The following is an 11,834-nucleotide window of genomic DNA, read 5'->3' as shown; positions in this document are numbered from 1 at the left end:
GGTTCCTAAGGTTGGAATGCAGGTTTGCGCGTAAAGAAATCGCCCCCTTTGTCGTCAATAATCACAAACGCCGGAAAATCCACGACTTTTATGCGAAACACCGCCTCCATCCCGAATTCCGGGAAATCCAGTGTCTCGATGCTCTTGATGACATCCCGCCCAAGCACGGCCGCGGCACCGCCAACCGAACCAAGGAAGAATCCTTTGTGTTTCTGGCAGCTTTGCACCACCGAGGCGGCGCGATTGCCCTTGGCGATCATCACACGTGACGCCCCAAGCGCCTGGAGTTCCGGCACATAAGGGTCCATCCGCGCCGCAGTCGTCGGACCAAACGAACCAGAGGCATGCCCGTCAGGTGTCTTAGCCGGGCCTGCATAGTAAATCGGATGGTCCCGAATGTAGTCCGGCAATTCCTTGCCCTCACTGACCCTGCGACCAAGTTCGGCATGCACCAAATCGCGCGCGACGATCATCGTGCCGGACAGCAAAACGGGGCTGGATACGGGCAGTTCAGACAGGGCCGCGCAGATGTCATCCATCGGCTGATCCAGATTGATCCGTGTCGCGGTCTGTTCGTCGAACTCAACTTTCGGCAGGAACTTCGCGGGATCGTGTTCCAGATTTTCCAACCAGATACCATCGTGATCGATACGCCCCTTGATCTGACGGTCCGCTGAACAGCTGACCCCCATTCCAACCGGCAAACTGCCGCCGTGGCGCGGCAGACGGATCACGCGCACGTCGTGACAGAAATATTTGCCGCCGAACTGGGCCCCAAGCGACATGTTGCGAGTCAGCTCCAATATCTGCGCTTCAAGCTCAACGTCCCGGAAGGCGCGACCATCGGTGCTGCCAGTGGTGGGTAAATGATCCAGTTCACGGGCCGATGCCTGCTTGACCGTTTTCAGACATTGCTCTGCCGATAAGCCGCCGACCACAATTGCCAAATGGTACGGAGGGCACGCCGTGGTTCCCAGCGTTCTGATCTTTTCGTCGAAAAACGCCAGAATCCTCTCAGGCTCCAGCAAGCGGCGTGTTTCCTGGAACAGAAACGTTTTGTTTGCTGACCCACCGCCCTTTGCCATGAAAAGAAATTCCAGCACGTCACCGCTGCGCGCTTCGATGTCGATCTGCGCGGGCAGATTGGTTCCGGTGTTCTTTTCCTCGAACATCGTCAAAGGGGCCATTTGTGAGAACCGCAGATTGCAGGATTGCCAGGTGTCCAGAACTCCTGCGCTGACGGCGTCGTGCAGATCCCCTTGCACCAGCACGTTTTGCCCCTTTTTCCCGTGAATGATGGCAGTGCCTGTATCCTGACAACTGGGAAACTTGCGCTCGGCCGAAATGACCGCGTTCTTAAGCAACTCCAGCGCGACATACCGATCATTTGCCGAAGCCTCGTCATCATCGAGAATGTCGCGGAGCTGACCAAGATGGCCGGGGCGCAACAAATGCGAAACGTCCGAGAATGCCGTGGTCGTCAGGGAGCGTACGGCGTCCGAAGAAACCCGCAGGAACGTTTCACCGTCGTACGAGACCGACTCAATGCCGTCCTTGCTCAGAAGTCGGTAATTGGTGTTGCCGTGTGTTATTGTGATTTGGGCCATGTTTGACCCTGTAGCTTGAAATCGGCGTATAATCAATGGCACTTATCTTTTGCCGGCATTAATAAACTTTACCTTATTCGTTATGTGGATGCGGCGGTAATCCCTTGAGAGCCTGTCTGCTGATGGACAGTGCTCTTGCTGGGGATCAAAGCGGTAGCATGAAAAATTGGATACAAAATACAAAACCACTTGCGTGGGACGTCTGGCCTCTGTTTGGTGGCCCCGCATCAACCCCTTTTGCGGAGACCGCCTTCAAATGACGAGCCTATACAGCACACGACTTTCAGATTTGCGTAAAAAGATGAAAGACAGCAATACGGACCTGGTTGCCGTGGGCCCTACCAGTCATTTGATGTGGCTGACCGGGCTTAATCCTCATGGGGATGAAAGACCGGTGATGTTGCTTGTTACACCGAAACACGCCGAATTTCTGATGCCGGCGCTGAACGCTGACAGCAATCGGCAGCACACCGACCTACCCTTCACCACCTGGACTGATGCGCAGGGTCCGCATGGCGCCTTGGAAACGATCCTGGAACGGCTATCTCTTCCCTCATCGCCGCATGTCGCGCTGGATGAAATGATGCGTTCGGATTTTTCTTTTTTGCTGCTCAGTAAACTCTCAGACCCGACCCATAGCTTCATGCAGGAAACGATTGGTGCCTTGCGAAAGGTAAAAGATACCTCGGAGTACACAGCGTTAAAGGAAACCCACCGGATCAACGACATCGCACTAACCCGCGCATTTGACGGCCTGCAAGAGGGTATGACCGAACAGGATGTTGCTGACGGGATCGCAGCCACTTACGCTGAACATGATGCGCAGATCGAATTTATTAATGTGGCGTTCGGCGCCAATGGAGCCTTTGCGCATCACCACACAGGCCAGACGCAGCTGACCCGAGACATGGCAGTTCAGATCGATTGCGGGTGCCGCTATATGAGCTATCCGGCTGACAATACGCGCTGCGGTTGGTTCGGCACTCCGTCAGAGCACTACATCGAAATATTCGACATCGTCGAGCAAGCCATTTCGGCTGCACTGGCGGCGGCAAAGCCGGGCGCGACCTCCGGTGCCGTCGATGCAGCGGCCCGTGATATCATCAACGCCGCCGGTTATGGGGAAACCTTTCTTGCACGCACCGGGCACGGGTTGGGGTTGGACCTGCATGAAAAACCCGACATCGTATCCGGATCAGATGTTGTTCTTCAGCCGGGCAATGTGTTCTCCATCGAGCCCGGAATTTATCTGCTGGGCCAGTTCGGAATCCGGCTGGAGGAAATTGTTATTCTTAGGGAAGACGGGCCAGAGATTCTTTCTTCCCTATCCAGAGAGATGATTGTTCGGGGGTGAAACTGTGACAGATGACAACCCTCAACCAGGCAGATTGCGGCTTCTATAAGCCCTTAACACGTCGAGCATGGCATCGAGATCGGCACATGGATGCACTCCGATGCTTTCAAGTTCCTTGCTGACATCCGTCGGCAGTTGCGCGTTAGAATTCTCGCGGATCTGATTCAATTTGCCCCCGATCAGAACAGGAATCTTCAAATCTTCCTGCCTCAACCGTGCCAGGATAGTCTCGGCGTAACTCAGGGCGATCCCGTTATAAGTGCTGATGGCAATTACATCGGCCTGTTCCTGTTGGCTGAACGCAACCATGTCCTCGGCGTCGATGGAAACACCCGCATTCACGACCTCGATGTTCATGCCTTCGAGTACCCGGTTCACCAGCAAGGCGCCATGCTCGTGGACATCGGTTGTGCCAATCGCGACCTTCAGACCACCGAAGTTCTGATCTGGCGGCGGCAGGCCATCAAGCCATGCCTGCGCCATCTCCTCCAGCTCTTCCGCCCAGTCTGCAGGAACCTGAGCGGCGCGAGCCGGATCATCTGATGGCTGCACACCCCAAAGGATCTCGATTTGCCGCGCCCCAAGCCTGCGAATTGCAAGCATCAAGGCCGCAGGGTCCGAGATGTCCACACCAGAGTCCTGCAGCCCGTCAAGCGCAGCACGTGCAAATCTGCGCCCACCGCTGACCAACCTGTCCGCGATGGCCTCAATGGCGGTGCGGTCAATCACCCCCTGATGCTCGTCTGCATGTTCCACAAGCCGGGCCGCAAAGCATTGCGCATCAAGGATTTCATCCGTGTCAGGTGTGCGTTGATTTTCCGTCACAGGGACCGGATTGATTGCGTGGCCTGTGTGCCGTGTCTTCAGCGAACAGATATCCGTCAAAAGATAGCTTGCAAGGCTGGCATAGTTTGCCGCTGGCAGACCGCGATAGGCGACCGTATTGCCAAAAAGCATGGTCCCGGGTGTGTCCACCTCGCGCGCCAGGGCTGCATGGAAGGCTGCGCGCCTGAGGGGTGATGAGAAATGATGCCCAAAACAGAACGAAGCCCGGGCACCAATCAGGTCTTCGATAATATGCCTCTCGATCAGCATCATGCCAAATGCACTTGTCATATCAAGGAACAAGCCCGCAAACCCATCGTCCAAATTGGAATGAACCAGAACCTCGTCATCTTGTGTCGCAATCAGGCCCAGTGCCGTAACGGTCGCCTCGGTTGTGGCGACGTCATCCTCCCAATAAGGCAATCGGAATGTAAAATACTGCCCAAGATTACCGATGGTCGTCGCACCAGCGGCCAACGCTGATTGCACATTGTGCAAGGCGCCCGGCAGGCCGAGCATGAAGTCACCAAAATGGGTCGCTGCAGGGCTGGCATTCGTGAGGCGGTGGAAGTCATCCGGCCCTTCCAAAACGATCCCCGTCCCGCGCCCTGCATCGCCGCGCCGGTCGGGCGGATAGCCCATGGACCAGTCGAGTGTGATACCGAAGCGATCGATCAGGACACCCTGGCTTTGTGCTGTGTCAAACAGGTAGCCCATCGTGTCTACGGTTTTGTGTATACTACGGAAACCGATATGGGCGTGTTGCATGACGCGCCCCTTGGCGGCTTGGCGCCGTTTGTATTCGGCTTCGCTGCCAACGTTTTTCTCGGTCAGAAAAAGGTTGGACCCCAAAGTCCAGATACGCGCCAAACTGCGTCCTTCCGCCAGAAGATCAGTCCCCGGACGCATTTCGGATGCAATGAGGGGCACACCCGGTTTTAGTGTTCGCAATCCACAACTCCTGTCCCGGTCCCGTACAGCCCGACATCTGCTAGATTATTCTGTCCCAAACCCTAACAATGTGGTGATATCCGGCAAGGTCTGATGCGATAACATCCGACTTTGCCGGAGGTGCGATCATGAAACTTGGTATCATCGGGGTTGGGCATCTCGCCGGATCAATCCTGAAGGGGCTTCTTCGAGCAGGGGTTGAACCATCCGAAATCTGTCTTTCGCCGCGTGGACACGGCCCGGAGCTGGCCCAAACGCATGGGTTCGAACTGGCCAGCGGGAACGAAGAACTTGTCCAGAACAATGATCTGATCCTGCTTTCTGTCCGCCCTGCAGATGCGGTTGCTGTTGCTACAGGCCTCCCCTGGCGTGATGGGCAGGTTGTTATGTCCGCCTGTGCGGGTGTCGGCATTGATCAGTTGGCAGGTCTGGTTGCTCCGGCAAAGGTTGTTCGTATCATGCCAATCACGGCTTCAGAACTTGGAGCAAGCCCAACGGTTGTTTATCCCGCCCGACCGGAAGTAAGTGATTTTCTTAATGCCATCGGGCAAGCTATCCCTCTCAGCGGCGAAGATCAGTTTGAAGCCGCGACAGTTAGCGCCGCCATTTATGGTTGGGCGCAAGAACTCATCCGGGTTGGTGTCGAATGGAGCGCAAACCAGGGCCTTGACCCGACTGCGGCGCGTCAGCTGGTGGCCCAGACCTTTGTCGCCTCTGGGCGGATGCAAAGTGAAATTGACGGCTCAATGTCCGAAATACTTGACGCTTTGTTGACCCCGAACGGCATTACAGAGGCTGGCCTCAATCACCTGACCCAAAAACACTTTCAAACGGCATGGGTTGAGGCGTGCGACGTGGTGATCGACAGGCTTCGGGGCGGGTTGGGTTCAAAAGAGGATTAAGCGGAACTCCTCTTGGCCTCGGAACACGTAGCACGAAAAAACGAAGAATCCTGTTCCAATGCGGCGCTTTCTGATGTTCACATGCCCCTAAGGCGAAAGTGTCAGCGAAAGGATCAAAAGTGCAGGACCATGGATACGCATCAGGCAGATTGAACCTGCCGTTCGTCGGAATCTCGACCTTTGGGAAATCTCCGTATGTCGAGAATTGGGATAATATCGATGCGGATGTTTGTGTCCTTGGCGCACCGTTTGATTTCGGTACGCAGTGGCGCGCCGGGGCCAGGTTCGGCCCCCGTGCCGTGCGCGAGGCGTCGACATTGTTCAGCTTTGGGCACGCGGGTGCCTATGACCACGAAGACGACGCAACCTATCTTGATAGTTCCGTCCGCATCGCGGATTTGGGCGATGCGGACATCATCCATACAAAGACCGAGGCCAGCCACGACAATATTGCGCTCGGCGTCCGCAAGATATTGAAAGCGGGCGCCTTGCCGCTGGTCATCGGCGGCGATCACTCGATCAATATTCCCTGCATTTCGGCCTTCGAGGATGATTGCGCAAAGAACGGCCCTATCCATGTCATCCAGATTGATGCGCATCTGGATTTTGTAGATGAGCGGCATGGGGTCACCAATGGGCATGGCAACCCCATGCGGCGCGCAATCGAGAAAGACTATGTCTCGGGGATGACGCAACTGGGTATTCGAAACGTGTCTTCGACAGCGAAAGAGGGATACGAAGATGCCCGGGCAAGAGGATCCGACATCCTGTCAGTTCGTCAGGTTCGGAAACTCGGAACCGAGGGGGTGCTGGACCGTATTCCAGAAGGTGCCCGTTACTACGTGACGATTGATATCGATGCGTTCTGCCCTTCCATCGCGGCGGGTACCGGGACCCCAAGCCATGGAGGGTTCCTTTACTATGATGTTCTGGAAATCCTGCAGGGCCTTGCCAATCGGGGCAATGTCGTCGGAATCGATCTGGTCGAAGTAGCACCAGCCTATGACCCGACGGAAAGTACGCAGATTCTGGCAGCGCAGCTTTTGCTGAATTTCCTCGGGTTCATTTTTCACGCCCGCGCCGGCCGCAAATAATGAAAAGGGGAGCAAACGCTCCCCCTCCACTCACGCGTCGATAATGTTGTGACCCGGCCCGTATGGGAAGCCGGTGATGTTCTCGGCCCCGTCTTCGCCAACCACAAGGATATCGTGCTCGCGATAACCGCCCGCGCCGGGCTGACCTTCGGGGATCCACAGCATCGGCTCGATCGAAACGACCATGCCGGGCTCCAGAACCGTATCGATATCCTCGCGCAGTTCCAGACCAGCCTCGCGCCCATAGTAGTGGCTGAGGATACCGAAGGAGTGGCCATAACCGAACGAGCGGTATTGCAGCAGGCCCTCATCCGCGAAGAACCGGTTGATCTCAGCCGTGATGCCCGAGCAGGTCGCGCCGGGTTTGATCAGGCTCAGGCCCAGCTCATGCGCCGCAACGTTGGCCTTCCACAGGCGCAGACTGTCGGCGTCGGGCTCGCCGAGGAACAGGGTGCGTTCCAGAGCCGTGTAATAGCCCGAGATCATCGGGAAGGTGTTCAGCGACAGGATATCGCCCTTTTTCAGCGCGCGTTTGGTGACCGGGTTGTGCGCGCCATCGGTGTTGAGCGCTGACTGGAACCAGACCCATGTGTCGCGAATTTCGGAGTCCGGATAGGCGCGCGCGATTTCCACTTCCATTGCGTCGCGACCGGCCATTGCGATCTCGATCTCGGTTGCACCTTCGCGGATAGCGGCGTGGATGGCTGCACCACCAACATCTGCTGTGCGGGCACCGCCTTTGATCAGTTCGATCTCCTCGGCGGATTTCACCATGCGGGCGAACATCGTGTCAGGGGCGATATCGACCAGCTCTGGCCCACCCAGCATGTCCAGCGCGGTATTGCGTGCAGCCAAGGTCATATGGTCGCCTTCGATACCGATACGTTTGGCCCCACCAATCAGGCTGGCCACGGCGCGCCAGTAGTTGTCCCGCTTCCAGTCGGTGTAGATGACGTTATCCTCGACCGAGCGTCGCCACGGTTGACCGGCATCGATGTTGGCCGAAACGGTGGTGCAGGCATCTTGCGTCACAACGCAGCCATAGGGCCGACCGAAGGAGCAATACAGAAAGCCCGAGTAATAGGCGATGTTTTGCATCGAGGTCAGCAGCACCGCAGGGATGTCATGCTTGGCCATGATTGCGCGCAAAGTGGCAAGGCGGCGATCATATTCGGATTTGCTGAACGGCAATGGCGCTTTGTCGCCGTTGTGGCAGGTAAAGAATTCGGGGCGGTTCGATATATCTGTCATCTTTGGTCTCTCATCTTTGCCGGGCAAGCAATCCCCGGCCACATGTCCCGGCGTTCAGGACAGGCGGTCTCGGGGTCCGAGAGCCGATATCCCAGTGCGTCCGCGACGCCATCGCGGCTGGGATGATCGGGTAGATCGTTAGATCAGAGCCGGGCCTGCGTCAAGCGGGGGAAAGACCCCGCAAACGCTCGGACCGGCGGCGCAACAGTTCGACCGTCGTAAGCAGCGCAATCGACAGAACCACAAGGATCGTGGCAACCGCCAGAATGGTCGGGCTGATCTGCTCGCGCAGACCGGTGAACATCTGCCATGGCAGCGTTTTCTGGCTGGCAGAGCCGACAAACAACACTACGACGACTTCGTCGAAAGAAGTAATGAACGCGAACAAGCCGCCCGAGATTACGCCCGGCAGAATCAGCGGCATCTGGATCTTGAAGAACGTACGAACCGGCCCTGCACCCATGTTCGCAGCAGCGCGCGTCAGGGATCGGTCGAAACCGACCAGAGTCGCAGTCACAGTGATGATAACAAAGGGAATACCCAGAACTGCATGCGCCAGAACAACCTTCAAATACCCCACAAAGTTTTTGTTCATGCCCAGCGTGCCCTCAAGGAATCGGCCAATATCGCTGTAGAAAAAGAACATACCTGTCGCCGAAATGATCAGCGGCACGATCATCGGGGAAATCAGGATACCCATAATCGCCCGGCGCCCCGGCACGTGTGACTGGCTAAGACCGATGGCGGCGAGCGTTCCCAGCGAGACCGAGATGACCGTCGCAATCGGCGCAATGATCAGCGAGTTCTTGAAGCTTCGCTGCCATTCATTGTTGGTGAAAAAGTCGCGGTAATGCTTCAGTGAGTAGCCTTCAGGATCAAGCCGCAGCATTTCGGGTGTGAAGGTAAAGAAGTCCTGCGCGTTGAAGGACAGTGGCAGAACCACCAAGATCGGCGTGATCAGAAACACAAAGATTGCACCGCAGATCACCCGAAACAGATAGTGATAGAACACCTGTTTCGGGGTCAGATACGGCAGCAGTCTCTGGCGATATCGTCCCTCGTAAAGCCAGTAGATGAACCAAACGAAGAACCATCCGCCTAACAGGCCGAGAACGCCCCCCATAGGGCCAGCGACCAGAAAGCCGACAATACCGAAGCCCAGGATGTTGATCCAGCGGGCCAATTTCTCGTTCTTGACGAGCGTGATGTAGGCCCAGGCAAGGGCAACGATCAGAGCAGCCCCGGCAATGATGCCAAGAAAGATCGACCCGTTGCCTGCGCCGACAAAGATACCGGCAAAGGCCCCTGCCAGCGCTACGCTGGGCAGGACCATGGACAGAGGTTTGCGGGATATCGGAGTTAGTGCGGCCATGTCGATTATCCCAGCTTCACGTTATCGATGCCTACGATCTTGTCGTAGACCCAGTAGAGCAGCAGCACGACGCCCAGAAGGATCGTCCCCAATGCCGCGGCCAGCCCCCAGTTCAGAGAGGACGAGATGTGATAGGCAATCCGGTTTGAGATGAACACACCTTTGGTGCCGCCCACAATCTCGGGCGTGATGTAGTAGCCGATTGCCAGAATGAAGACGAGGATCGAGCCCGCACCGATACCCGGAATGGACTGCGGGAAATAGATGCGCCAGAAGGTCGTCCAGTTGGTTGCACCCATAGACTTTGCCGCGCGGGTATAAGAATGCGGGATGGTCTGCATCACCGAATACATCGGCAAGATCATAAACGGCAGCAGGATATGCGTCATCGCCACAATCGTGCCGATCTGATTGTTGATGATGATCAATCGGGCATCATCCGCCACCAGCCCCAGCCAGACCAGCGTATCGTTGATCACCCCCTGTTGTTGCAGCATAACCTTCCAGGCGGATGTTCGCACCAGCAATGATGTCCAGAAGGGCAAAAGCACAAGGATCATCAGCAAGTTCGAGACCCGCATTGGCAGTGTCGCCAATAGGTAACTGACCGGATAGGCCAACAGAATGCAGGCCCCAGTGATCACAAGAGACATGAACAGCGTGCGGCCAAACAGCTTGATTAGGATTTGCTTGTCTTCAGGCTGGGCCTGCGCACCTTCCGGCGTACGCCGCATGTCCACAGCGTTCAGGAAATAGCCGTTGGTAATGGCGGGCGAATGAGTTTTGATGACTCGCCAGGTTTGCGGATCCCCCCAGCCGTCATGAATTTCGATCAGTTGATCCTTGAACGGCCCGTCCGTTTCGGGATCCAGTTTGTTGATCTGCCGTCCAGACCTGCGGAACATCGAAGACATGCCGGTTTCTTCGTAGTTCAAACGCGATCCGAGCCTTGTATGCTCTTTATTGTCAATCGCAACGATCATATCGCGGACAAAGGCGTCATACACGTCCTCGCCCGGTAGCTCGTCAGATTGTTCGTCCCAATTGTTCAGCGCTTCCACCGTCATAGGCAACGTGTCAGCGACAATGCTGTTCTCAACCGACCGGAACAACATCGATGCAATCGGAATGATGAATGAAAACAGGACAAACAAAAGAAGTGGGGCTACCAACAACAGCGCGCGTAGTTTTTGCCGTCGTAGAGAACGAGCCAGTGATTGCTTGAGCGGTGTTCCGTCCGCCGCCAGCATCGGCCCCGCGTTTTGGCTTGCGTCAGTCATTGTTGCCCCTTGGCTTGTCTTGGATCAGGGGCGGCGCACCGCCCCTGACAGTGTTATCAATTCAGAAGCAGCTTACTGCGCCAGCCACGCCTGGAATTTGGCGTCGATGTCGTCACGGTAATCGGCCCAGAACTCGTAGTTATACAGGAACGTATTCTTGGCGTTTTCCGGATCTGTCGGCATGTGGGGTGCCATATCGATGCCCAGGTCAGCGTGCTGACCGACCAGCGGAGCCGAAGACGCACGCGCCGGACCATAAGAGATCCACTTGGCCTGATCCGCCAGACGCTGGGTGTCAGTGGCGAAGTAGATGTAATCCAACGCACGCTTCTGGCGCTCTTCGCTCAGGCCCGCGGGAATGATCCAGCCGTCAAGGTCAAACACCTGCGCGTCCCAAAGCATCCCGACGGGCTGGTTCTGTTCTTCGATCACGCTGAACAGGCGGCCGTTATAGGTCGAGCCCATGACGACTTCTCCATCTGCCAGAAGCTGCGGCGTGTCAGCGCCAGCGGACCACCAGACAACATTGTCTTTGATGGTACCCAGCTTGGCCAGAGCCTGGTTTTGCCCTTCTTCGGTTGCAAGAACGTCATAGACGTCGTCCTTGGCAACACCGTCACACAGCAGCGCCCATTCCATATTGTTGATCGGGCGTTTTTCAAGCGAACGCTTGCCGGGATAGGTTTCCAGATCGAAGATCGCACAGATCTCTGTTGGTGGGTTGTCCCCTACCAGGTCAGTGCGGTAGCCGACTGTGGTGGAGTAAACGATCTGCGGGATAAAACAGTCGCTTACCAGAAGGTCGCCAAAGTCATCAGCCGCGGATGTGCCATCCGGTGCCGGGGCCAGCATTGTGTCCGGATCGATTTCCAGCGCCAGACCTTCGTCGCACAGACGGATCGCGTCAGCCGCTACAACGTCAACAACGTCCCATGTGATATTGCCAGCTTCGTTCATGGCGCGCAGCTTGGCGACGGCCTCGGCCGAGCTGTCGTCGTTCAGAATGGTGACGCCGGTCTTTTCGGAATAGGGCTCGTGATACGCTTTCAGTTGTGACTTCGAATAAGCGCCACCCCAGGAAACGATAGTCATTTCCTCGGCAGAAACGCCACCCGCAGCCGTGGCGAGTGCCGCTGCCGTCAGTAAGGTTTTGGTTGTTTTCATGTGTTGCTCCCAGTTCATCCCGTTTGTGTGTGTG

9 protein-coding genes are annotated in these 11,834 nt (G+C 56.4%); 3 read left to right on the top strand and 6 right to left on the bottom strand.

Going from position 1 to position 11,834, the window contains the following annotated elements; all coding sequences use genetic code 11:
- Nucleotides 1–5: 5 nt before the first annotated feature.
- Nucleotides 6–1,607, bottom strand: coding sequence for a FumA C-terminus/TtdB family hydratase beta subunit (locus ACP0GE_RS02745; protein WP_424830468.1), 1,602 nt, complete (start codon nt 1,605–1,607; stop codon nt 6–8).
- A gap of 256 nt (nt 1,608–1,863) precedes the next feature.
- On the opposite strand from ACP0GE_RS02745, the gene ACP0GE_RS02740 reads away from it, so the two are divergent.
- Complete coding sequence (locus ACP0GE_RS02740; RefSeq protein WP_424830467.1) at nt 1,864–2,961, top strand: M24 family metallopeptidase; 1,098 nt, start codon at nt 1,864–1,866, stop codon at nt 2,959–2,961.
- 21 nt (nt 2,962–2,982) lie between these two features.
- Here the strand turns inward: ACP0GE_RS02740 and ACP0GE_RS02735 are convergent, their stop codons facing one another.
- A complete protein-coding gene (locus tag ACP0GE_RS02735) occupies nt 2,983–4,737 on the bottom strand; it encodes a cobalamin B12-binding domain-containing protein (protein ID WP_424830466.1) in 1,755 nt (584 codons plus the stop codon).
- A 128-nt stretch (nt 4,738–4,865) separates the two neighbouring features.
- Between ACP0GE_RS02735 and ACP0GE_RS02730 the strand changes: the two genes are divergently transcribed.
- Together ACP0GE_RS02730 and speB are read left to right on the top strand one after the other, a co-directional pair.
- Complete coding sequence (locus ACP0GE_RS02730) at nt 4,866–5,639, top strand: pyrroline-5-carboxylate reductase family protein (RefSeq protein WP_424830465.1); 774 nt, start codon at nt 4,866–4,868, stop codon at nt 5,637–5,639.
- A 119-nt stretch (nt 5,640–5,758) separates the two neighbouring features.
- Nucleotides 5,759–6,733, top strand: coding sequence for an agmatinase (speB, locus tag ACP0GE_RS02725; RefSeq protein ID WP_424830464.1), 975 nt, complete (start codon nt 5,759–5,761; stop codon nt 6,731–6,733).
- A 30-nt stretch (nt 6,734–6,763) separates the two neighbouring features.
- On the opposite strand, the gene ACP0GE_RS02720 is transcribed toward speB, so the two are convergent.
- The 4 genes from ACP0GE_RS02720 to ACP0GE_RS02705 form a co-directional block, all read right to left on the bottom strand.
- The gene (locus ACP0GE_RS02720; protein ID WP_424830463.1) at nt 6,764–7,984 is read right to left on the bottom strand and encodes an aminopeptidase P family protein; all 1,221 of its coding nucleotides are present in this window, start codon (nt 7,982–7,984) and stop codon (nt 6,764–6,766) included.
- A 160-nt stretch (nt 7,985–8,144) separates the two neighbouring features.
- Entirely contained in the window at nt 8,145–9,356 is a 1,212-nt protein-coding gene (locus ACP0GE_RS02715) for an ABC transporter permease (RefSeq protein ID WP_424830462.1), read from the bottom strand.
- Between the two features lie 5 nt (nt 9,357–9,361).
- On the bottom strand, nt 9,362–10,636 hold the full coding sequence (locus tag ACP0GE_RS02710; RefSeq protein WP_424830461.1) for an ABC transporter permease: 1,275 nt from the start codon (nt 10,634–10,636) through the stop codon (nt 9,362–9,364).
- A gap of 72 nt (nt 10,637–10,708) precedes the next feature.
- Complete coding sequence (locus tag ACP0GE_RS02705) at nt 10,709–11,800, bottom strand: extracellular solute-binding protein (protein ID WP_424830460.1); 1,092 nt, start codon at nt 11,798–11,800, stop codon at nt 10,709–10,711.
- Between the last annotated feature and the right edge of the window lie 34 nt (nt 11,801–11,834).

The sequence above is a fragment of the Ruegeria sp. genome, from assembly GCF_965243365.1.
In the GTDB taxonomy this organism is placed as follows: domain Bacteria; phylum Pseudomonadota; class Alphaproteobacteria; order Rhodobacterales; family Rhodobacteraceae; genus Ruegeria.
The sequence above is the reverse complement of the archived record's forward strand: the minus strand, read 5'-3'. Positions and strand labels throughout refer to the sequence as shown.

Coding starts and splice junctions, on each gene's coding strand:
- ACP0GE_RS02745 (WP_424830468.1), bottom strand. CDS start 1,607: ATGGCCCAAATCACAATAACACACGGCAACACCAATTACCGACTTCTG.
- ACP0GE_RS02740 (WP_424830467.1), top strand. CDS start 1,864: ATGACGAGCCTATACAGCACACGACTTTCAGATTTGCGTAAAAAGATG.
- ACP0GE_RS02730 (WP_424830465.1), top strand. CDS start 4,866: ATGAAACTTGGTATCATCGGGGTTGGGCATCTCGCCGGATCAATCCTG.
- ACP0GE_RS02720 (WP_424830463.1), bottom strand. CDS start 7,984: ATGACAGATATATCGAACCGCCCCGAATTCTTTACCTGCCACAACGGC.
- ACP0GE_RS02715 (WP_424830462.1), bottom strand. CDS start 9,356: ATGGCCGCACTAACTCCGATATCCCGCAAACCTCTGTCCATGGTCCTG.
- ACP0GE_RS02710 (WP_424830461.1), bottom strand. CDS start 10,636: ATGACTGACGCAAGCCAAAACGCGGGGCCGATGCTGGCGGCGGACGGA.
- ACP0GE_RS02705 (WP_424830460.1), bottom strand. CDS start 11,800: ATGAAAACAACCAAAACCTTACTGACGGCAGCGGCACTCGCCACGGCT.